Source organism: Phytohabitans sp. LJ34 (assembly GCF_052068095.1).
In the GTDB taxonomy this organism is placed as follows: Bacteria; Actinomycetota; Actinomycetes; order Mycobacteriales; family Micromonosporaceae; genus Phytohabitans.
Genome location: NZ_JBQHDG010000002.1, coordinates 421,890 through 443,096, shown reverse-complemented (window position 1 = coordinate 443,096; position 21,207 = coordinate 421,890). Strand labels below are relative to the sequence as shown.

General features: G+C 73.0%; 16 protein-coding genes and 1 pseudogene. 11 read left to right on the top strand and 6 right to left on the bottom strand.

The annotated features are described in order from the left end of the window. Nucleotides 1-55: 55 nt before the first annotated feature. Together ACTMTJ_RS05010 and ACTMTJ_RS05005 are read right to left on the bottom strand one after the other, a co-directional pair. A complete protein-coding gene (locus ACTMTJ_RS05010; protein WP_441214860.1) occupies nucleotides 56-721 on the bottom strand; it encodes a response regulator in 666 nt (221 codons plus the stop codon). Then, nucleotides 718-1,815: a sensor histidine kinase gene (locus ACTMTJ_RS05005; protein WP_441214859.1), complete on the bottom strand. Its 1,098-nt coding sequence runs from the start codon at nucleotides 1,813-1,815 to the stop codon at nucleotides 718-720. Before ACTMTJ_RS05005 ends, ACTMTJ_RS05010 begins: the two co-directional genes overlap by 4 nt. A 71-nt stretch (nucleotides 1,816-1,886) precedes the next feature. On the opposite strand from ACTMTJ_RS05005, the gene ACTMTJ_RS05000 reads away from it, so the two are divergent. The 9 genes from ACTMTJ_RS05000 to ACTMTJ_RS04960 all read left to right on the top strand — a co-directional run bounded on the left by ACTMTJ_RS05000 (nucleotide 1,887) and on the right by ACTMTJ_RS04960 (nucleotide 14,193). Beyond that, entirely contained in the window at nucleotides 1,887-2,741 is an 855-nt protein-coding gene (locus ACTMTJ_RS05000) for an LLM class F420-dependent oxidoreductase (RefSeq protein ID WP_441214858.1), read from the top strand. Continuing rightward, nucleotides 2,732-3,466 carry an MBL fold metallo-hydrolase gene (locus ACTMTJ_RS04995; RefSeq protein ID WP_441214857.1) on the top strand — a complete coding sequence of 245 codons (735 nt, stop codon included), beginning with the start codon at nucleotides 2,732-2,734 and terminating at the stop codon, nucleotides 3,464-3,466. The genes ACTMTJ_RS05000 and ACTMTJ_RS04995 overlap by 10 nt, the downstream gene beginning before the upstream one ends. A 64-nt stretch (nucleotides 3,467-3,530) precedes the next feature. Then, the gene (locus ACTMTJ_RS04990) at nucleotides 3,531-4,286 is read left to right on the top strand and encodes an ABC transporter ATP-binding protein (RefSeq protein WP_441214856.1); all 756 of its coding nucleotides are present in this window, start codon (nucleotides 3,531-3,533) and stop codon (nucleotides 4,284-4,286) included. After that, nucleotides 4,286-6,853, top strand: a complete 2,568-nt coding sequence (locus ACTMTJ_RS04985; RefSeq protein ID WP_441214959.1) for an ABC transporter permease — start codon at nucleotides 4,286-4,288, stop codon at nucleotides 6,851-6,853. Before ACTMTJ_RS04990 ends, ACTMTJ_RS04985 begins: the two co-directional genes overlap by 1 nt. Nucleotides 6,854-7,121: 268 nt before the next feature. Beyond that, complete coding sequence (locus tag ACTMTJ_RS04980) at nucleotides 7,122-7,709, top strand: response regulator transcription factor (protein ID WP_441214855.1); 588 nt, start codon at nucleotides 7,122-7,124, stop codon at nucleotides 7,707-7,709. Nucleotides 7,710-7,880: 171 nt separating this feature from the next. Further along, on the top strand, nucleotides 7,881-10,463 hold the full coding sequence (gene lanKC, locus ACTMTJ_RS04975) for a class III lanthionine synthetase LanKC (protein ID WP_441214854.1): 2,583 nt from the start codon (nucleotides 7,881-7,883) through the stop codon (nucleotides 10,461-10,463). 14 nt (nucleotides 10,464-10,477) lie between these two features. Further along, nucleotides 10,478-10,639, top strand: coding sequence for a SapB/AmfS family lanthipeptide (locus ACTMTJ_RS04970; protein WP_441214853.1), 162 nt, complete (start codon nucleotides 10,478-10,480; stop codon nucleotides 10,637-10,639). A 76-nt stretch (nucleotides 10,640-10,715) separates the two neighbouring features. Continuing rightward, a complete protein-coding gene (locus tag ACTMTJ_RS04965) occupies nucleotides 10,716-12,380 on the top strand; it encodes an ABC transporter ATP-binding protein (RefSeq protein WP_441214852.1) in 1,665 nt (554 codons plus the stop codon). 25 nt (nucleotides 12,381-12,405) lie between these two features. Then, nucleotides 12,406-14,193, top strand: coding sequence for an ATP-binding cassette domain-containing protein (locus tag ACTMTJ_RS04960; protein WP_441214851.1), 1,788 nt, complete (start codon nucleotides 12,406-12,408; stop codon nucleotides 14,191-14,193). On the opposite strand, the gene ACTMTJ_RS04955 is transcribed toward ACTMTJ_RS04960, so the two are convergent. The 4 genes from ACTMTJ_RS04955 to ACTMTJ_RS04940 all read right to left on the bottom strand — a co-directional run bounded on the left by ACTMTJ_RS04955 (nucleotide 14,080) and on the right by ACTMTJ_RS04940 (nucleotide 18,366). Then, the gene (locus ACTMTJ_RS04955) at nucleotides 14,080-14,694 is read right to left on the bottom strand and encodes a response regulator transcription factor (RefSeq protein ID WP_441214850.1); all 615 of its coding nucleotides are present in this window, start codon (nucleotides 14,692-14,694) and stop codon (nucleotides 14,080-14,082) included. The genes ACTMTJ_RS04960 and ACTMTJ_RS04955 overlap by 114 nt on opposite strands. 300 nt (nucleotides 14,695-14,994) lie before the next feature. Then, complete coding sequence (locus ACTMTJ_RS04950; protein WP_441214849.1) at nucleotides 14,995-16,419, bottom strand: M28 family peptidase; 1,425 nt, start codon at nucleotides 16,417-16,419, stop codon at nucleotides 14,995-14,997. Next, nucleotides 16,409-17,050, bottom strand: a complete 642-nt coding sequence (locus tag ACTMTJ_RS04945; RefSeq protein WP_441214848.1) for a ThuA domain-containing protein — start codon at nucleotides 17,048-17,050, stop codon at nucleotides 16,409-16,411. The genes ACTMTJ_RS04950 and ACTMTJ_RS04945 overlap by 11 nt, the downstream gene beginning before the upstream one ends. Further along, nucleotides 17,047-18,366, bottom strand: coding sequence for a radical SAM protein (locus ACTMTJ_RS04940; RefSeq protein WP_441214847.1), 1,320 nt, complete (start codon nucleotides 18,364-18,366; stop codon nucleotides 17,047-17,049). Before ACTMTJ_RS04940 ends, ACTMTJ_RS04945 begins: the two co-directional genes overlap by 4 nt. Nucleotides 18,367-18,519: 153 nt before the next feature. On the opposite strand from ACTMTJ_RS04940, the gene ACTMTJ_RS04935 reads away from it, so the two are divergent. Beyond that, the gene (locus tag ACTMTJ_RS04935) at nucleotides 18,520-18,924 is read left to right on the top strand and encodes an SsgA family sporulation/cell division regulator (RefSeq protein ID WP_441214846.1); all 405 of its coding nucleotides are present in this window, start codon (nucleotides 18,520-18,522) and stop codon (nucleotides 18,922-18,924) included. Between the two features lie 168 nt (nucleotides 18,925-19,092). Beyond that, nucleotides 19,093-20,385: pseudogene (locus ACTMTJ_RS04930) on the top strand (D-alanyl-D-alanine carboxypeptidase family protein); the annotation flags it as partial. Nucleotides 20,386-21,207 lie beyond the last annotated feature (822 nt).

The following is a 21,207-nucleotide window of genomic DNA, read 5'->3' as shown; positions in this document are numbered from 1 at the left end:
GGCGAGTGTCCCCGCCGTGGAAACGGGGGGCAAGATGTTGCCACCGGAGCGTGGTTTAGCCGCCGGGGCGTACCAGACCGGTTTCGTAGGCCAGGACCACCGCGTGGACGCGGTCGCGGATCTGGAGCTTGGCGAGGATGCGGGCGACGTGGGTCTTGACCGTCGTCTCCCCCAGGAAGAGCTTTCCGGCGATCTCGGCGTTGGACAGGCCGCGGGCGACCAGGCCCAGCACCTCGCGTTCGCGGTCGGTGAGCGAGGCCAGGCGGGGGTCGGCGTCGGCCGGGGCGACGCCGGTGACGTAGCGGTCGAGGAGGCGGCGGGTGACCGAGGGCGCGACCATCGCGTCGCCGCGCAGGACGCCGCGCATCGCCACCAGCATCTCGGCGGCGGGGGAGTCCTTGACCAGGAAGCCGCTCGCACCGGCGCGCAGCGCGGCGTAGGCGTACTCGTCGAGGTCGAACGTCGTGATCACGAGCACGCGGGTGGCGGGGAGCGCGGCGCAGATCCGCTCCGTGGCGGCGACGCCGTCCAGGCGCGGCATGCGCACGTCCATGAGTACCAGGTCGGGTTTGAGCTCCAGCGCCAGCGCGACGGCGGCCGCGCCGTCCGCGGCCTCGCCGACCACCGTGAGGTCGGGCTGGCTGTCCACGATCATGCGCAGGCCGACCCGCATCAGCTCCTGGTCGTCGCAGATCAGCACCCCGGCGGCGTCGGCGCTCACGCGGCGTCCACCTGGAGCGTCGCGGCGACGCGGAAGCCGCCGTCGCGGGTGGGGCCGGCGTCGAACGTGCCGTCGAAGAGGGCGACCCGCTCGCGCATCCCGGTCAGCCCGTGTCCGGATGAGGGCAGGGCCGGCACCTTGACCGGGGTGCCGCCGGAGTTGGTGACCTCGATGCGTACCCGCCGGTCCCGGCCCGCCACCCCGAAGTCGACGCTGACGTGGGTGGCCGCGCCGGCCGGGGCGTGCTTGACCACGTTGGTGAGGGCCTCCTGCACGATGCGGTACGCCTGGAGGGCCGCGCTCGCCGGCAGGCCCTCGGCGTCGCCGGTCACGGCCAGGTCGGCGCCGACCCGTTCGGCCAGCTCGCGCAGGTCGGCCGCGGTCGGCTGCGGCTCGCGGGACGAGGACTCCACCAGCCGGCGCAGCTCGGCGAGCGCGGCCCGGCCGGTGGCGCTGATCGTCTGGAGCGTGCGGTCGACCACCGCCGGATCCGAGTGGCGCATCAGGGCGGCGCCCTCGGCGTTGACCACCATCACGCTCACGCTGTGCGCGAGCACGTCGTGCAGCTCGCGGGCGATGCGGTTGCGCTCCTCGGCGGCGGCGCGGGCCTCCTTCTCCGCGTCGTACGCCCGGCGGGCCCGCATGAACTCGCCGACCGCCCACGCGAGCGCGACCATCAGCAGGTAGCCGGCCGAGGCCGCCACCCAATCCGTCGACTCGAACCAGGTCAGCGTGCACGCGAGGTAGAACCCGACGGTCAGCGCGGCCAGCACGGCCGCCGGGCGGCGCCGGCCCTGGACCACCAGCGTGTACACCATGATGTCGAGTGCCAGCACCGCGACCGGCAGCTGGTGGGCCCACGGCTCCACCGCGTAGACCGCGGCCGCCGACGCCAGCACGACCGCCGCCGCGGGCAGCGGGTGGCGGCGGCGCCACAGCAGCGGCAGCAACAGGCCGCCGAGCACCAGCGCCTGCACCCACAGCGGCCGCCACCCGTGGCCGGTCTGTAGCGACCAGCTGAAGAGCATGAACGCGACGAGCGCCGCGTCGCCCACCCACGGATGGCCACGCAGCCACAGGTTGAGCCGGTGCACGATCCCACGGTACGGGCAGGCGCCCGTCGTCGCGGATCATCCTCGAGGATGACGCGGGTAGGTTTGGGCCCGTGCGTATCGGCATCCAGATTCCCAGCTTCACGTACCCCGGCGGTCAGGAGCGGATCGCCCCCACCTTCGCCCGCATCGCCCGCGACGCCGACCAGGCGGGTCTGGCCAGCCTCTGGGTGATGGACCACTTCTTCCAGATCCGGGGCGTCGGCGCGGCCGAGGAGCCGATGCTGGAGGGCTACTCGGCGCTGTCCTACGCGGCCGCGATCACCGAGCGGATCACGCTCGGCACCATGGTCACCGGCGTCGTGTACCGCCACCCCGGCATCCTGGTCAAGACGGTCACCACGCTCGACGTGCTCTCCGGCGGGCGGGCCTGGTTCGGCGTCGGCGCCGCCTGGAACGCGGAGGAGTCGGCCGGCCTGGGCGTCCCGTTCCCGCCGGTGTCCGAGCGCTTCGAGCAGCTGGAGGAGACGCTGCGGATCGCCAAGCGGATGTGGTCCGGCGACGAGAGCCCGTTCGCGGGCAAGCACTACACGCTCGACCGCCCACTCAACTCGCCACCGGCGGTGAGCCGTCCGCACCCGCGGATCCTCGTCGGCGGCGGCGGGGAGAAGAAGACGCTGCGCCTGGTCGCGAGGTACGCGGACGCCACCAACCTCTTCGACACCCCGGAGCTGCCGCACAAGCTCGACGTGCTGCGCGAGCACTGCGCGCGGGAGGGCCGCCCGTACGGCGACATCGAGAAGACCGCCCTCGCGGTGCTGACCGCGCGGTCGACCGCCGGCGAGCTGGAAGAGGTCGTGGGGCGGCTCGGCGAGCACGGTGTCGACCAGGTCATCTTCTCCTGCCGGCAGCCGCACCAGCCGCACACGGTACCCCTGCTGGCGGAGCTCGCGGCCAAGTGCGCCTGACCGTCCTCGGTGGCTGCGGCGCGTGGCCGGACGCCGGCCAGGCGTGCAGCGGCTTCCTGGTGGAGCACGACGGGTTCCGGCTGCTCGTCGAGGCGGGGTACGCCACGCTGCCCCGCCTCCTCGCGCACGTGCCCGCCGGCGGCGTCGACGCGGTGTACGTGAGCCACGGCCACCCCGACCACTGCGCCGACCTCAACCCGCTGCTGCGCGCGCGGGCGCTCGCGGACGACCCGCCGCCACCCCTCGCCGTGTACGCCCCGCCCGGCGCGCTGGACGCCGTGCTCGCGCTCGACCGGCCGGGGATGCTCGACGCCGCGTACGATCCGCGCCCGTTCGCGCCGGGCGACGCGTTCCACATCGGACCGTTCAGTGTGGAGACCCGGCTGCTGCCGCACTGGCTGCCGAACGCGGGTCTTCGGCTGGCGGCGGGCAGGCGCACGCTCGTGTACACAGGGGACACCGGCCCGAGCCAAGCGGTGGTGGAGCTGGCCCGCGGCGCCGACGTGCTGATCGCAGACGCGACCTATGTGGACGAGGTGCCGGAAGACTCGCGGGCCTACCTCGGCAGCGCCCGCCTCGCCGGCGGATGGGCGGAGGCGGCGGGCGTGGGGCGGCTGGTGCTCACCCACCTGTGGCCGGGCACCGACCCGGCGTCCGCCGTCGCCGCGGCGGCCGCGGAGTTCGGGGGTCGGGTAGGAGTGGCGGAGCCGGGAGACCTTCCTTAGGGTGAGGCCGCGACCCTCCTCAGGTAGGACGGATCGGCGGTCGTCTGCCCTTACGGTGTGTGGCATGACGACAACGACCACGGAAATCGCCGCCCGAGCGGTCGACGCGTGGAAGGTATACGGCAGCGGCGAGGCGCAGGTGATCGCGCTTCGCGGCGTGAGCGTCGAGCTCGAAAAGGGCCGCTTCACCGCGATCATGGGTCCGTCCGGCTCGGGCAAGTCGACGCTCATGCACTGCCTCGCCGGGCTCGACGCGCTCAGCCGGGGGCAGGCCTTCATCGGTGACACGCAGATCACCGGGCTCGGCGACAGCGGCCTGACGAAGCTGCGCCGCGACCGGGTGGGCTTCATCTTCCAGCAGTTCAACCTGCTGCCGACGCTCACCGCCGAGGAAAACATCCTGCTGCCGCTCTCCATCGCCGGCCGCAAGCCCGACCCCGACTGGTACAAGACGGTGATCACCACCGTCAACCTCGGCGACCGGCTCGGCCACCGGCCCAGCCAGCTCTCCGGCGGCCAGCAGCAGCGGGTGGCGTGCGCGCGGGCGCTGGTGTCGCGGCCGGACGTGGTCTTCGCCGACGAGCCGACCGGAAACCTCGACTCCCGCTCCGGCGCCGAGGTGCTCGGCTTCCTGCGCAACTCGGTGCGCGACTTCGGGCAGACCATCGTGATGGTCACCCACGACCCCAACGCCGCCTCGTACGCGGACCGGGTCATCTTCCTCGCCGACGGCCACATCGTCGACGAGATGGCCGAGCCCACCGCCGAGGGCGTGCTCGACAAGCTCAAGCACCTCGACGTGACGACGGGCGGCGCGTGATGTTGCGGGCCAGCCTCAAGAGCCTCTTCTCGCGCAAGCTGCGGCTCACGCTCGCGATCGTGGCGATCGTGCTGGGCGTGTCGTTCCTGTCCGGCGCGTTCGTGCTCACCGACTCGCTGGGCGCCCGCTTCGAGCGGCTCTTCACGAACATCAACCAGCACGTCGACGTCCAGGTGGCGCTCACCGAAGACGGCCAGGACCAGGACCCGCTGCCCAAGATCACTCAGGCGCAGATCGACGCGATGGCCGCGCTGCCCGGCGCGCGGGCGGTCTACGGCGACGTGAGCGCGCTCGGCGTGATCCCGTTCGACCGGCAGGATGGCAAGCCGGTCACCACGTCCGGCGCGCCGCAGATCGGCGGCTCGCGCAACAGCGACGACGAGCTCGCCCTTGTCGAGCTCGCCGACGGCCGCTGGCCGTCGTCGGACACCGAGGTCGCGATCACGCGGTACACGGCGGAGCAGACCCACTCGAAGACCGGCGACCGCCTCAAGGTCTACCTGCCCGAGGTGAACGAGGCGCGCGAGTTCACCATCACCGGCATCGCGGTCTACGACGGCGACCGCGAGTCGCTGGCCGGCGAGACGCTCGTTCTCTTCGAGCAGTCCTTCGCCCAGCGCACGTTCTACGGGCAGGAGGGGCTCTTCTCCTCGGCTCTGCTCTCCGCGCGCGACGGCGTGACCCAGGAGCAGCTGCGCGAGCAGGTGGCGCCGATCGTGCCGACCGGGTTCGAGGCGAAGACCGGCGAGCAGGCCAACGAGGACGCGGCCAACGACGTGCAGGCGGGGCTCTCGCAGCTCACCACGTACTTCTTCGGTCCGTTCGCGATCGTGGCGCTGCTGGTCGGCATCTTCCTGATCTTCAACACGTTCAACATCCTGGTCGCCCAGCGCGCCTCGGAGCTGGCCCTGTTCCGCGCGATGGGGGCGAGTTGGGGACAGGTGACCGGCTCGGTGCTGATCGAGGCGGTGCTCGTGGGCGTGGTCGGCTCCACGCTCGGCCTGCTCGCCGGCATCGGGCTCGGCCTCGCCGGCAGCGCCGCGCTGACCGCGCTCATCGGCGCCCAGCTGCCCGGGGCCGGCATCACGGTGAGCGCCACGCCGGTGATCCTCGCGTACCTCGTGGGCGTCACGGTCACGGTCGTCTCCGCGTTCGTCCCGGCGATCCGCGCCTCGGCGGTGCCGCCGCTCGCGGCGATGCGCGAGGTGTCCCGCCCGGACAAGCCGCTGAAGGTGCTCACCATCGTCGGCCTCGTGTTCGCGGTGCCGGGCGTCGCGCTGCTGGTGCTCGGCCTGGTCGGCTCGTCGCTCACCCCGCTGCTGTTCGGCTCGCTGCTCACGTTCCTCGGCGTGGTGATCATGTCGCCGCTGCTGACCAAGCCGATCGCGGGGCTGATCGGCCGGGCGGTCGGCTGGGGCATGAGCGGCCGCCTCGGCGTGCGCAACGCGCTGCGCAACCCGCGCCGCACCGCGGTCACCGCCGCCGCCCTGATGATCGGGGTGACGCTGGTGAGCGCGGCGACCGTGCTGGGCGAGTCGTTCACCAAGACGATCGACCAGACCATCAACGCCTCCGTCGGCGCCGAGGTCATCATCCAGACCAGCAACACCGCCGGCCCGCCCGGCGAGGTCGGCTTCCCGGAGAAGGCCCTGGACAACGTGCGGGCCGTGCCCGGCGTCGACCAGGCCCAGCCCTTCTACGTGTCGATCGAGTCGAAGGTGGACGGCGGCAGCGCGCCGTTCGGCGGCGTGCTGGCGATGGACGACCTCGCCGTGGGCCGGGACATGTTCTCGATGAAGGCGGTCGAGGGCGAGCTGCGCACGCTCCAGCCGGGCGAGTTCGTCACCGACGAAAACACGTTCAAGTCGCGTGGCTGGGAGGTCGGCCAGAGCGTCCCGGTCCAGTTCGACAAGGGCGGCGAGCAGCCGTACCGCCTGATCGGCGTCTACGAGTCCACGCCGATCTGGACCGACTCGATGATCGTGCCCAAGGCGGCCGTGGCCAGCTTCGGCGGCCCGCTGGCCTACCAGGGCTACGTCAGCCTCGACCAGGGCGCGAACACCGACGCGGTGGTCGCCGACATCGAGCGCGTCATGGCCGACTATCCACTGGTGACGGTGGGCGACCGGTCCAGCCTGCTGGAGGAGTTCAACAGCTTCGTCGACATCGCGCTCGGCATCATCTACGTGCTGCTGGGCGTGGCCATCCTCATCGCGCTGCTCGGCATCCTCAACACGTTGCTGCTGAGCATCTTCGAGCGGACCCGCGAGCTGGGCCTGCTCCGCGCGGTCGGGCTCAACCGGCGCGGCGTGATGCGCATGGTGGCTACGGAGTCGGTGGTGATGGCGGTGTTCGGCTGCCTGCTCGGGATCATCGTCGGGGTGGGGCTCGGTGCCGCGCTGTCGTCGGCCCTGATCGAGCGCGACTTCCTCACCGTGGTCGCGATCCCGTGGGTCAGCCTGATCGTCTTCGTGGTGGTCGCCGTGGTCGCGGGCGTCCTTGCCGCGCTGTGGCCGGCCTGGCGCGCCGCCCGGCTGAACGTCCTGCAAGCGATCGCCTACGAGTAGGCGCGTTCGGCGAGAGGGGCCCCGGGGTGCGGTCACCCGGGGCCCTCCGCCGTTTACTGATTGGCAGCTCAGTTTCGAGCGGTAATCGCCGGGCCGGCATGATAGCCGGACGGCCATCCTCCCGTGGGTCACGATCTCGAAGTGAGTGGGTGAATAGGGGTTTCATTCAGCGTGAAACGCGCCTCGAGAACTACGGGGTAACGGGGAGAAAAGTCGCGGTAAGGGCACTCGTCAAGCGGCCGTCATGATCGTGTGCTAAAGAGTAACCGTGATCCGGACATTGCTGATCCTCGATGGAGCGCTCGTTCGGGGAGCGCTCGCGTTCGTCCTGTCAGCGCAGGACGACATCCACGTGGTGGGTGAGGGGGACGGCGGCGACGACGCCGCGGCCCTCATCCGGTCGCTCCGGCCCGACGTGGTCGTGACCGACCTCGGCGTGATGGCGGGTGAGCGCCGCACCCCCTGTCTTCCGTGCCCGGCGCTCGTCCTCGCCTCGCACAAGCAGGCGCGGCGGCTCGCGTTGGCCGTACGCCATCAGGCGCAGCCGTGCGGGTTTCTGGGCGACCAGGTCGCACCGCAGCGGGTCGTCGACGGGGTGCGGCGGCTGGCCCGCGGTGAGGCGGTCGCCGACGCTCGGTTGGCGGCCGCGGCGCTCAACCGGAAGAACCCGCTGACCGACCGCGAGGCCGAGATCCTGGAGATCGCGGCGACCGGTTCGCCGGCCAAGGACATCGCGGCCCGGCTGCATCTCTCGCCCGGCACCGTGCGCAACTACCTGTCCCGAGTGGTGGCGAAGGTGGGCGCGCGCACGCGCATCGAAGCCGTGCGTATCGCGCAGGAATCAGGTTGGATCTGATCGACAAAGGCCTATAGCCGCGATAGGTATTGCCACTATCGACATGTGAAATACGCATACGTAGGTGCCGCCTTCCTCATTTGGCAGACGTGACGGTGGGCACTAGGAGAGGCCCACCTCAGTCGTCAGGATGAGCATCACCAATACGAAGGAACGAAGGCGAGTGGCCGGATGGACTATCGATACGAAGCGTTCTGCGCGGCGAGTCCGTTGTTCTACGACGTCCACCACGCCGCCAAGAAGGCACCGTTTCGCACCGCCGACCGCCCCCTCGCCGACGGCTGGACCCGCAAAGAGTCGGGTGACTGGTGGACGTTCCTGTGTGACCAGAGCGACCTCCCGGACCAGGGCTGGAAGATCCACGTATCCGCCACCCTGAGCAACGCGGACAAGATCCTCGACACCGTCTGGGACTACTGCATGCCGCGCGGCATCAACTTCAAGTTCCTCCTCTCGCCGAGCGCGCTCGTCGGCCGCGTCACCAAGTACGCGCCCCGCGGCTACAGCGGCAAGCTCGTCACGATCTACCCCGCCGACGACGACGCCTGCCACACCATCCTGCGCGAGCTGGGCGAGCTGCTCGACGGCGAGCCCAACCCGTACATCCTCAGCGACCTGCGCTGGGGCGCCGGCCCGCTGCATGTGCGGTACGGCGCGTTCAGCCGCCGCTACTGCGTCGCACCGGACGGCTCGGTCGTGCCGGCGATCGCCGACGCGACCGGCACCCTGGTGCCGGACCGCCGCGACCCGGTGTTCTACGTGCCGGAGTGGGTGACGCTGCCCGACTTCCTCGCGCCGCACCTCGCCGCCCGCAACGCGGTCAGCGTCGCCGACCTGCCGTACGAGATCGAGCGCGTGCTGCACTTCTCCAACGGCGGCGGCGTCTACGCCGGCACGGAGAAGGCGACCGGCCGGCCCGTCGTGCTCAAGGAGGGCCGGCCGCACGCCGGCATCGACGGTCGCGGCGAGGACGCGGCACACCGCGTCGAGTGGGAGTACGACGTGCTGCGCCGCCTCGCCGGCGTCCCCGGTGTCCCCGAGGTGCTCGACCTCTTCTGGGTCGGCGAGCACCGCTTCCTGGCGATGGAGTACGTCGACGCGGTGTCGCTGAGCCGGGCCGTCGTGCGGCGCTTCCCGCTCACCAAAATCAACGCCGGCGAGGCGGAGACGGCGGAGTACGCCGAGTGGGCACTCGGCATCTTCGCGCAGGTGTCCGAGACGATCCGCGGCATCAACGAGCGGGGCGTCGTCTACGGCGACATGCACATGCACAACGTGATGGTCACCGAGGACGACAGGGTGTACCTCCTCGACTTCGAGGTGGCCGCGCCGGTCGAGCAGGCGACCTGGCCGGCGCTCGGCAACCAGGGCTTCAGCGCGCCGCGCGGCACGAAGGGACTGGACGTCGACCGGTACGGCCTGGCCTGCCTGCGCTTCGCGCTCTTCCTCCCGCTGAGCAACATGGTGTGGATCCACCGGCCGAAGGTGCGCCACCACGTGGAGGTCGTCGCCGAGCACTATCCGGTGCCGCGGGAGTTCCTGGAGGAGGGCGCCGAGGTGATCGCGCCCGGCGCGCCGGCGCCGCCACCCTGGCACGTCGAATGGCCGCGGCTGCGCGACGACCTCACCCGGGCGATCCTCGCCAGCGCCACGCCCGACCGCGACGACCGCCTGTTCCCGGGCGACGTCCGGCAGTTCTCGGCCGGCGGCGGGATCAACATGGCGTACGGCGCCGCCGGTGTCCTGTACGCGCTGTCGGTCACCGGTGCCGGCCGCCACGAGGAGCTAGAGCAGTGGCTGCTCGCCAAGGCCGGCAGCCCGGAAAGCGGCACCACGCCCGGCCTCTACGACGGGCTGCACGGCGTCGCGTTCGTCCTGGACCACCTCGGCCACCGCCAGGCGGCGCTCGAGGCGATCGACATGTGCCTGCGCGAAGACTGGCAGTCGCTCGGGTTGGACTTGCAGGGCGGCCTGGCGGGCATCGGGCTCAACCTGCTGCACTTCGCCGACCACACCGGCGAGCCGGCGCTGCGGGTCGCCGCGCACCGGGCCGCCGAGCTCGTCGCCGAGCGGCTGGGCCCGGTCGACTCCGTGCCGGAGATCAGCGGCGGAAAGCACCCGCACGCGGGGCTGATGCAGGGTTCTTCGGGTCCGGCGTTGCTGCTGCTGCGCGCCTACGACGACACCGGCGACCCCGCGTACCTCGACCACGCCGCCGTGGCCCTGCGGCAGGATCTTCGCCGCTGCATGACCCGCGACACCGGCGAGCTGCACGTCAACGAAGACTGGCGCACGATGCCGTACCTCGACGTGGGCAGCGTGGGCGTCGGGCTGGTGCTCGACGAGTACCTGGCCCGGCGGGACGACGAGGAGTTCGCCGCGGCGGCCCGGGGCGCCGAACTGGCCGCCGAGTCCAAGCTGTACGTCTTCCCCGGCCTCTTCAACGGCCGCGCCGGCACGCTGCTCTACCTGGCGAGCCGCAGCCCCGATCCGGCCACCGACCCGCGCGTGGCCACGCAGGTGCGCAACATGGGCTGGCACGCCGTGCCGTACGGCGACGGCTTCGCCTTCCCAGGCACCACGCTCATGCGCCTTTCGATGGACCTCGCCACCGGCACCGCCGGCGTGCTGCTGGCGCTCGGCGCCGCGCTGCACGGCGAACCGGTGCACGCGCCGCTGCTGCACCCCAGCGCGCGGCGCACCGCCCCACAGTCTCCCGCACCGACCGGTGCGGGACAGGTAACACCCAGTTAGAGGGAGGAACCACCATGGCACTGCTCGACCTTCAGGCGATGGAGACCAAGGCTTTCGAGACCGGCGGCGACGGCGGCGGCCACGGCAGCAGCGCGAGCGCCAGCTGCCCGCCCAGCAACGTCAGCCTCACCCTGTGCCACGAGAGCAACCTGAGCCTGCTGCTTTGCCACAACTGATCCAGCAGCTCCGCTGAAGCCACGGTCCCGGACGAATGTCGGTCGCCCGGGGCCGTGGCGCTGGAAGGGAGTCTATGTGACGGCGACGCTCGCCACGGTCGGCCGGAAAGGTGGGGCGTGGCTCCCGGTCATGGCGCTCGCCGCGGTGGCCGGCGCCGCGGTCACCCTGACTCTGCCGGCGGTGCTGGGCCGGGCGATCGACGCCATCGTCGCGGGCGGAGCGGACGCCTCGAGCGGGCGGTGGGTGCTCGTCGCGTGCGGGCTCGTGCTGCTGAGCATGGCCATCGAGATCGCCGGCGCGTACGCGGGCACCGCCAGCGCCGCGGGCGCCACCGCGTGGCTGCGCGGCTGGTTGATCCGGCACACCCTCGCGGTCGGGCCGCGCGTCGGGCGGGTCTTCGACAACGGCGACCTCGTCAGCCGGGTCTCCGGAAACGCCGCCGAGGCCGGGCAGGCTGGCGTCGCCCTCGTCTCGGCCGCGACCGCTTTGCTTCCGCCGGCCGGCGCGCTGGTGTTGCTGGCCCTCATCGACCCCTGGCTGGCCGTGGTCCTGCTCGCGGGGCTCGCGCTCGTCGCCCTCGTGCTGCGGGCGTTCACGCAGCAGACGACGCGGGCCGTCGCGGCGTACCAGCGGACCCAGGGCCGCATCTCCGCCCGCCTCACCGAGTCCCTCGTCGGCGCGCGCACCATCGCCGCCGCCGGCACGGTCGACCGTGAGGAGCGGCGGATCCTCGAACCCCTCGACGAGCTGCACCGGCACGGCGCGGACACCTGGCGGGTGCTGGCCCGCGCCAGCGCGCAGGCGGCGGTCGTCGGGCCGCTCATCCTGATCGCCGTGCTCGCCGCCGGCGGCCTCGCGCTCTCCGACGGGCGGATCAGCGCCGGGGAGCTCTTCGCCGCCAGCCGGTACGCGACCATCGGCGCCGGGCTCAGCACCCTCACCGGTGTGCTCGGCCGGCTGGCCCGCTCCCGGGCCGGCGTCCGGCGGGCGGCCGAGATCCTCGACACCCCCGCCGTCCAGCATGGACAGTCCACTGTGCCGGACGGGCCGGGCACCGTGGAGTTCCAAGGGGTCACGGCCCGGGGCGACGACGGCGCCGCGCTGCTCCACGGAGTCGACCTGATGGTGCCCGGCGGCGCGACCGTCGCGGTGGTCGGCCGTTCCGGGGCGGGCAAGTCGGTGCTCGCCGCGCTCGCCGCCCGCCTGCGCGACCCCGACTCCGGCCGCGTGCTCCTCGACGGCGTGCCGCTGGCCGAGCTCAGCCGCCCCGCGCTGCGCGCGGCGGTCGGCTGCGCCTTCGAACGGCCGGTCCTGGTGGGCGGCACGGTCGCCGACGCCGTCGGGCTCGGGCTTCCCCGCGACCGGGTACGCGCGGCGGCGCACGCCACGCACGCGCACGAGTTCGTCAGCCGGCTCCCCGAGGGATACGACACGCCGCTCGACGAGGCGCCCATGTCCGGTGGCGAGGCGCAGCGGCTCGGCCTCGCCCGCGCCTGGCACGCCGACCGGCTGCTCGTACTCGACGACGCCACGTCCAGTGTGGACACCGCGACCGAGGTGCGGATCGCGGCCGCGTTGACCGGGTCGGGCGCCGGCCGTACCAGATTGGTCGTCACCCACCGCGCCGCCACCGCGGGCCGCGCCGACCTTGTCGTGTGGCTGGCCGAGGGTCGGGTGCGGGCGGTGGGTCGCCACGCCGACCTGTGGGCCGACCCGGAGTACCGCGAGGTGTTCCAGTGAGCCACGGCGCGGAGCGGAGGGCGCGATGAAGCGGGAGCTGAGGTACGCGGTCGCGGGTCTGCGACGGCGGCCCTCGCTGGCGCTCGTCGCGTGGTCGGTGCCCGAGGCGCTCCCGTCGGCGGTGCTCGGCCTCGCCGTCGCGCGCGCGGTCGACGACGGCTTCCTCGCCGGCCGCCCCATGGTCGGGATGGCCTGGCTGGGCGTCCTCCTGGTCTCCGGCCTGGCCGGCGCGGTCGGCGCGCGGCAGGTCTTCCGCGCCCTCAGCGACCTCGTCGAGCCGGTCCGCGACGACCTCGTCCGCCGCGTGGTCAAGGGCGCGCTGCGGGCCGGGGCGGCCGGGCGGGCGGACGACGGCGCGGTGGCGCGGCTGACCCGGCAGGTGGAGACCGTCCGCGACACGTACGCCGGGCTGATCGTGGTCTGCCGCGGCTTCCTCGTCACGGTCGTCGGCGCCGTCGCCGGCCTGCTCTCGATCGCGCCGCTGATCGCGCTGCTGATCCTGCCCCCGTTCCTGCTGGGGTGCCTCGCGTTCGTGGCGACGCTCGGGCTCGCCGCCGACCGCTACCGCACCGCCGTCCGCGCCGACGAGCGCCTGGCCACCACCACCGGCTCGGTGCTCGCCGCCACCCGCGACATCGCCGCGCGGGGCGCCGAGGACCACGCGGCCGCGATGGTCAGCGGCCCGATCGCCGACCAGGCGGCCGCCGAGCGCGGCCTCGCGTGGGTGTCGGTGCTCCGCACGCTCTGTTTCGTGTTCGGCGGCTGGGTCCCGCTGATCGTCGTCCTCGCCGCCGGACCGTGGCTGGTCGGCAACGGCGTGACCGCCGGCGCCGTCCTGGGTGGGCTGACCTACGTCCTCTTCGGACTCCAGCCGGCCCTGGGCCGCCTCTTCAACGGGCTCGGCGGCAGCGGCCTGCGCTTCGTGGTGACGCTCAGCCGCGTCCTGGACGCCGCCGACCAGCCACCGCCGCCGCACCGGGCGGCCACCCCGCGCGGGTACGCGGTGGCGCTGCGCGGCGTCACGTTCGCCTACGGGCCGCACGCCGAGCCGGTGCTCCGCGCCCTCGACCTCGACCTGCCCGAGGGCGACCACCTCGCGGTCGTCGGCCCGAGCGGCATCGGCAAGTCCACGCTGGCCGGCCTGGTGTGCGGCCTGCTCCGGCCCGGCGCCGGCACGGTGCTCGTGGGCGGGTGCGCGGCGGTCGACCTGCCGGAGCCGGCGCGCGTGCTGATCCCGCAGGAGGCGTACGCGTTCGCCGGCACCGTCCGGGACAACCTCACCTACCTGCGCCCTTCGGCGTCCACCGCCGACGTCGAGGCGGCCGCGGCGGCGGTCGGCGCGGCCGGGCTGGTCGCCCGCCTCGGCGGACTCGACGCCGACCTGCGCCCGGCCGAGCTGTCGGCGGGGGAGCGGCAGCAGCTCGCGCTGGCCCGCGCTTATCTCTCGCCGGCACCGATCGCGGTGCTCGACGAGGCGACCTGCCACCTCGACCCGGCGGCCGAGCGGGTGGCGGAGGAGGCGTTCGCGGCCCGGGAGGGGACGCTCATCGTGATCGCCCACCGCATCAGCTCCGCGTTTCGGGCGCGGCGGGTGCTCGTGCTCGACGGCACCGGCGCCGCGCTCGGCGACCACGAGGCACTGCTGGCCACGTCGCCGCTCTACCGCGAGCTGGTCGGCCACTGGTCCGCGGCCGACCCGTCAGATCCAGCCGGAGTCCTGGGCGATGCGGATCGCCTCGATGCGGGTGCGGGCGCCGGTCTTGGCGAGGATGCGGGACAGGTAGTTACGCACCGTCCCGGCGCTCAGGTATAGCCGTTGCGCGATCTCCTTGGCCGGGGCGCCGTCAAGTGCCATGCGGAGCACCTCGCACTCGCGGTCGGTCAGCGGGTTTTCGTCGGCGGTGAGCGCGGCGACGGCCACCTCGGCGTCGAGCACCGGCTCGCCGCGGGCCAGCTGGCGCACGCTCTCGACCAGGTCGTACGGCGAGGTCTCGGTGCCCAGGAAGCCGACCCGGGGCGCCAGGCGGGCCAGCGAGCGGCCGACGCCCGCGCCGGACTGGCGGTCGAGCAGGATCAGCACCCCGCACGCGGGCAGCGCGGCGCACAGCGTCGGGCACAGGTCGGCCACGGCGACCGGACCGGGCAGCGCCACGTCGAGCACCGCCACGTGCGGCCGGTCGCGGCGGGCGGTCGGCAATACCTCGTCGGCGCGGGACAGCTCGGCCACGACCTCGAGGTCGTCGGCCGAGGCCATGACCGCCGACAGCGCCTCGCGGACCAACCGGCCCCGCTGGCCCAGGAGGACCCGAATCACTCAGCCACCTCGCTCGCCGCGGCGCCGAGGCGCCACCCACCGCACGGATGCGGCAACGTCGCCGCACGTCGCTCACCGCGCCCCGTACGTACAGATGGCAATCGATCCGTAACACAGCGGTGAATTGCGCGTCATCTTAACGGCCGTCAATGATCGCTTTGGGGATCCGGTTGGGAAGAGCGCGGTCTGTCGGAAACATGATTCTCGGCGCGTGGGAGAAATGGGTCCGGCCGCGCATTTCGCGCGGCCGGAAAGCACCAAAGAAAGGGGAACTGACCGAATCGGTCGGAACCGCCCGAGTCAGCTGGACGCGGGTGTGGGGAAAGCGACCGGGCTCCGCAGACCTGCCCGGTCCACCGCCCGCACGCCGAAGAACACGTTGTCCTTCGACAGGTCGATCGTGGCCGTGGTGACGTCGCCGACCGGGATCACGTGCGTCCACTCGGGCGCGGTCGTCTCCCGCCACACCACCTCGTACCCGGCGAGATCCGGATCCGTGCCCCGCTGCCAGCGCAAAGTCGTGTCGTTGGTGAGCGCGGCGGTGAGGATGTTGACGCCCTTGGGTGTGCCGGGGCCGTTGGCCAGCGACCACAGCGCGGCGCCGTTGACCTTGGCGACCCGCGTGATGAAGCCGAAGTCGCAGAATTCGGGCAGGTCGCCGAACTGCACGCCGTCCTCGACGCGCACGTCCTGGTGCTGGTGGCGGAAATCCTCGTTCGGCTCGGTGAAGCGGGCCGCCGGGTAACCCTGCTGGAGGTACGAGATGTGGTCGCTGCCGCGCAAATAGCGGTCGCGGCGATAGATGATGCGGACGTCCATTCCGGTCGCGTCGTTTTCCGCCACGTCTTGCACGAAGCGGGCGAGCTGGCGTGAAGGCGAATCGTTTTCACCGCCCACTGATTGCCGCACCGTGGCCTCGGCCGGCGTCTCCGCGGTCGGCACGCCCTCGGCGAAGAGCCGGATCGTGCGCGGGTCGCGGGTGCCGTCGTCGGCGAGGCTGCTGCCGATGATGTCGTTGCTGAACATGCCCTGGACGTCGGTGCCGGCCGCCTTGTACTGCCGTGCCTGGAACGCCGAGCCGAACAGGCCCTGCTCCTCACCGGCGACCGCGGTGAAGACGAGCGTGGCCGCGGTCGGCCGGGTGGCGAAGAGCCGGGCGAGCTCCATCACCACCGCCACGCCGGACGCGTCGTCGTTGGCGCCGGGGGAGTCGGCGGTCGCGTTGAGCACGTCGCTGACGCGCGAGTCGTAGTGGCCCGAGATCACGTACACCCGCTCGGGGGAGACGGTGCCGCGCAGCGTGGCCAGCACGTTGCTGATCACCGTCGGCACCGGGATGCGCGGGCCTGGCTCCTGCGTGTACGACTGCTTCTCCACGGTCATCCGGCCGCCGGACGCCGCGGCGTACCCGCTGAGCTGGTCGAAGATCCAGTCCCGCGCGGCGCCGATACCGCGGACGGGGTCGTCCTGGCTGGAAAGGGTGTGGCGGGTGCCGAACGCGACGAGGCGGCGCACGGTGGCCTCGATGCGGCGGCGGTCGATGTCGTCGAGCAGTGCCCGGAGGGCGCGGCTCGGCCGTTGGGGGTGGATGGGGCGGCCCGGCCCGGGTGGTGTCCCGTGGCCGCCGGCCGACGCCGGGGCCGCCGCACCGATCAATGGCACAGCGGCGGCCGCCGACGCGGACGCGATGAAGGCCCGTCGAGATGTTCTCTCATCAATGCCCATGCGTGGATATGTTAGTTACCCAGCGCAGTGCTTTCGAGAGATGTCGCCGAAATGCCGGCTCGGCGTAGGACTCGATCGTGTGGCCGAGCGCGGTGTAGAAGGACCGGCCGCCGAGCCGCTCGTGGCACCACGCGACCGGGTGGTCGGCGCCCATGCCACCGCCCTCGTACGTCGACTCGTCGACCCGCAGCAGCACCCGCGCGTCCGGCCGGGAGCGGAAGTCGTACCACTCGTCGACCCGCGCCCACGCCGTCGGGAGATGGTCGGTTGCCGGGTGATCTGGATCGGACACGGTGATCGTGGCGGGCTGCACGGCAGGGTGCCGGTCGAACCACGCGCCGACGAGCTCACCGTAGAACGGCCAGTCGTACTCGGTCGCCGCCGCCGAGTGCACGCCGAGGAAGCCGCCGCCGCCCCGCACGAACCTTTCCAGGGCCGCCCGCCCGGCGCCGGTGAGCACCTCGCCGTTGGTGTTGAGGAAGACGACGGCGGCGAACTCGTCGAGGCGCTCCAGGGCGGCCGGGTCCTCGGTGGCCTCGACGTCGCCGGCCAGCTGCTGAAACGTCTCGATTCCCGCCGGTATCGAGGCGTGGCGAAACCCCGTGGTCCGGGAGAAGACGAGGACTGTCACGCCGACACGGGCGCGTCGGCCGGCAGCGTGTCCATGAAGGAGCTGACCGAGAACACCGCGTTGCCGGCGCCCGGCGGGCCGTACCCGGGTGGAGTCGACAGGCCGTTGGCCTCCATCGTCGCGCGGTACGTCTCGAGCAGCCGGATGTGGTACTCCAGCGGCGCGCCGTGCGGGTTGGTGCGGCCAAGCGGCGTGGTCGGTTCCGGACACCAGGTGGTGAAGCGGGGGAGGATGCCGCGGGACATGAAGTACTGGAGGCCCTCCGTCGTCGACGCGATCGCCTCGTCGACCGTGGTGAAGCCGAACGGCTCGGCCATCTCGATGCCGGCGACGAAGTTGGGGATCACGTTGCGCGGCCCGAAGACCTCGGCCGACTCGAGGATGCGGCGGTGCCACTCCTCGCGCCCCACGTACCGCTCCTTGCCGGGGCAGTAGAGCTCGAAGAGCCGCTTGTCCCACACCTCGTAGTTGGGGTGGTAGATCTGCACGCCGTAGTCGCGGAAGCGCTGCACGTCGGCGCGGGGCAGCGCCTGGGCCACCACCTTGCCGATCCACCGGCCCGGGAAGCGCTCCTCGATCGCCTTGGCGTAGCGCCCGTAGAAGTCGGCCTCCGCGAGACCGTCCACCTTGGACGTCACGCTGCCGCCGGTCAGCGTGTACGCGTGGGAGGTGCCGGCCGTGTCGTAACGGTCGATGATCGCGAGAGCCTCGAGCACCTCCTCGACCGGCTTCACGCCCGTGTACGGCCGGCCCGCCGCCTTGTGCTGCCGCCAGTTGTGGTTGATGTCGCAGTACTGGCACTCCTCCTTGGCGCCGAAGTACTGGCACACCCGGAAGACCGTCAGGTAGATCAGGTAGCCCCACTGGATCGTGGGCGCCACCTCCATCACCGACTTGCCGTTGGCGAGGGTGTGGCGGTAGTAGTCGGGCATCGGCGGGAGCCCGACGTCCGCGATCGGCCGGCCGTCGAGGTGCAGGCGCGCCACGCCGTCGTCGCCCGCCATCACGCGGTACGGGGAGTCCGGGTTGACCCGCACGGACACCACGGTGCGGCGCAGCTCGTAGGGCCCACCGGTGAGCACGACCTCCTCCGGCGGGCGGCGCAGGGCGGCGGCGCCGAGCTCGGGGAGCGTGCGGTGGTCGAAGGAGAAGATGAAGTACGACTTCGGCTTGACCTCGCCGTCGTCACCGTCGGTGAGCACCGACTCGTCGAACGCCATGCCCCCGCGGAGCAGATCTTCCTTGAGCACGGCCTCCCGCGGGATGTGCGGGAACCGGCTCATGAGGTCTTCGACAAGATCGGTGCGCGTCCGCATGACCTCCAGACTGCCACCTCGGGTCCGCGTTCCGGGTGACCATCCTGTGCGCGTGTGCCCCCGGTCACGCTCGGTTTTGCCTATGTGTCTTTTCGGGTTCAACCGAAGCGCTGTTGCCAACGTACATATAAGGTCTTCGACGAGGAGGATGGGTTGGCGACGAAGCGCTCGGCATGGCAGCTCCTGGAGGGCCATGCGTATTCGGCGACGGTGGACGGCAGGGTCAGCGTCGGGCTGGGCTATGCCGCGGACGACCCGTACGCGGTCCACTTGATCGTCAGCGCCGACGCGACGGCGGCGTCGTGCTGGGTGTTCGCGCGCGACCTGCTGATCGCGGGCCTGACCGGCACGGCCGGGCAGGGCGATGTGCTGGTCGGCCTACAGCCCGGCGGCACCGTGGTGAGCGTGGTGCTGCGCAACGGCCGCGACGTGCTCGGCATCGACCTGCCGCGGCTGCCGCTGTGCCGGTTCGCGGCCGATATGCTCGCGATCGTGCCGCGCGGCCGCGAGGGCGGATACGTCGACCTCGACGCGGAGCTGCGCTCGCTCCTGGCCTGAGCGCGGCCGGGCTCTGAGCGCGGCCGGCCCTGATTCGCGGCTCAGCGCCACCGGGGGATGCGAGGACTCCTCTGTTTGGCTAGCCTGATCGCGATGAACGGACGGGTCCTGGTCGCGGCATTGGTTGGCTCGGTGCTCGCGGCCGTGTTGGGACCCGCGCCGGTCGCCATGGCCGCCCCGGTCGCCGCTGCGGCCCCGGTCGCGGTGGCCGCGCCGCTCGCGGTGGCCGCGCCGCTCGCGGAGGACGCGCCGGTCGCGAAGGCGGCGCCGGTGGTGAGGCCGGTCGCGAAGGCCGGGCCAGCCGAGGCGGTGGGGCCGGTCGCGAAGGCTGCCCCGGCGGTGCCGTGCCCCACCGAAAAGCTCTCGCCGCCCCCAAAGCGCCCGCCCAAGCCGAAGGCGCCCGCCCTCGACCCGGCCAACGCGCGGGTCGGCGGCGAGGCGCTCGCCACCACCGGCCTCGCGATCCCCGCCGGCGCGCCCGCGCCGCCGAAGCTCACCGCCAGCACGTGGCTGGTCGCCGACCTGGACACCGGCCAGGTCCTCGGGGCGTGCGACGCGCACGGATACCAGACGCCGGCGAGCGTGCAGAAGGTGCTGCTGGCCGCCACGATGATCCCCAAGCTCGACCCCAAGCAGGTCGTGCAAGTGACGCGCGGCGACCTCGACATCGAGAGCGGCAGCTCCGCGGTCGGCCTGCTCGAAGGCGGCAAGTACCCGATCGAAACGCTCTGGTACGGCCTGCTCTTCGACTCCGGCAACGACGCCGCCAACGTGCTGGCCCGCGTCGGCGGCGGTGACAAGGGCCGGGCCGGCGGCGTCGCCATGATGAACGCCGAGGCCCGCCGCCTGGGCGCCCTACAGACCCACGCGGTCACGCCCTCGGGGCTCGACGGGGCGGGGCAGTTCACCAGCGCGTACGACCTGGTGCTGATCGCCCGCGCCGCGTTCGCGATGCCCGACTTCCGCAAGTACGTGGCGGCGCGCACGGCGAAGATCCCGCCCCAACCGCCCAAGGACACGCGCGGCTTCCAGATCCAGAACGACAACGGCCTGTTGCAGAAGTACCCCGGCGCGCTGGGCGGCAAGAGCGGCTTCACGACGCTGGCCCGCCACTCGTTCGTCGGCGCCGCCAAGCGCGGCGACCGCACGCTGGTGGCCGCGGTGCTCGGCGCCGAGGCGCGGCCGATCCGCGCGTCCGAGCAGACCGGCAAGCTGCTCGACTGGGGCTTCGCGTTGCCGGCCGGCGCCTCGGTCGGCCGCCTCGTCGACCCCGGCGAGCTGGACCCCGAGCCGACACCCACCCCCGACGGCGCGGCCACGGCGGCCGAGGGCGCCGCCCGCCCCGCGGACGGGGTGCCGGGCTCGTCCTCGGCCGCCGTGATCGGCCTGACGGTCGCGTTGGTGGCGATAGTGCTCGTGATGCTGCTGGCGGCCGGCCGCAGACGCGCCGTCGTGCGCGCCCGCCGGGCCGCCCTGGCCGAACGCCGCGCCGCCCTGGGCGCCGGCGCGCGGACCCGCCCAGGCGGCGCCAGGGCCGCGGGACCTCCGCCGCCGGCCGCCCGCCGGGCGGCGCCGAATCGCGGCGACGCGCCCGACAGGCTCTACCGTCCGCCCGACCGGGAGCCGGCTGGCCGGCGGGCGGCGCCGGGTCGTGGTGAGGCGTCGGAGAGGGTCTACCGTCCTGCCGGGCGGGAGCCGGACAGGGCGTCGGGTCGTGGTGACGCGTCCGAGAGGGTCTACCGCCCTGCCGGCCGGGAGCCGGACAGGCCGCCGGCGGCCGCTCGCCCCGCACGTGGGCGCGGCACCACTGACGACCAATACCCGGCGCCGTCGGTGGGCCGGGGCGCTCCGGGCGTGCGTGATCCGCGCGGTGGCCCGGGTGGGCGGCCGCGCGTGGGGGAGCAGGCGCCGGAGCGCCGCCCGCCGGCTCAGCGCCGCGCGCCCGCGGGCCCGCGCGACGACGCCGCACAGAGCGGGGTCGGCGCGCAGACCGGGGCCGGCCAGCCTCCGCGGGACGCCCGATACGCCCCGCCGCGCGGCGAGCGCTACGCGGCGGGCGATCCGGACGGCGAGCGCTACGTGCCGGGCGAGCGTCGGCCACGCCGCGGCCCAGCCGCCCCGGACCCCTACCGCCCGCCACATCCGGACGACCGCTGGCCCTGAGGCTGGCCCGCGCGCCCGGCGATGGCTGGCCCGCGCGCCCGCGGTGGCTGGCCCGCGCGCCCGCGATGGCTGGCCCGCGCCTGGCGATGGCCGGCCCGCGCGCGGCGATGATCGTGAGCG

Excerpts from the sequence above, each read along its gene's own strand:
- ACTMTJ_RS04990 (WP_441214856.1), top strand. The coding sequence starts at position 3,531 with ATGACGACAACGACCACGGAAATCGCCGCCCGAGCGGTCGACGCGTGG.
- ACTMTJ_RS04985 (WP_441214959.1), top strand. The coding sequence starts at position 4,286 with ATGTTGCGGGCCAGCCTCAAGAGCCTCTTCTCGCGCAAGCTGCGGCTC.
- lanKC (WP_441214854.1), top strand. The coding sequence starts at position 7,881 with ATGGACTATCGATACGAAGCGTTCTGCGCGGCGAGTCCGTTGTTCTAC.
- ACTMTJ_RS04970 (WP_441214853.1), top strand. The coding sequence starts at position 10,478 with ATGGCACTGCTCGACCTTCAGGCGATGGAGACCAAGGCTTTCGAGACC.
- ACTMTJ_RS04960 (WP_441214851.1), top strand. The coding sequence starts at position 12,406 with ATGAAGCGGGAGCTGAGGTACGCGGTCGCGGGTCTGCGACGGCGGCCC.
- ACTMTJ_RS04950 (WP_441214849.1), bottom strand. The coding sequence starts at position 16,419 with ATGGGCATTGATGAGAGAACATCTCGACGGGCCTTCATCGCGTCCGCG.
- ACTMTJ_RS04940 (WP_441214847.1), bottom strand. The coding sequence starts at position 18,366 with ATGCGGACGCGCACCGATCTTGTCGAAGACCTCATGAGCCGGTTCCCG.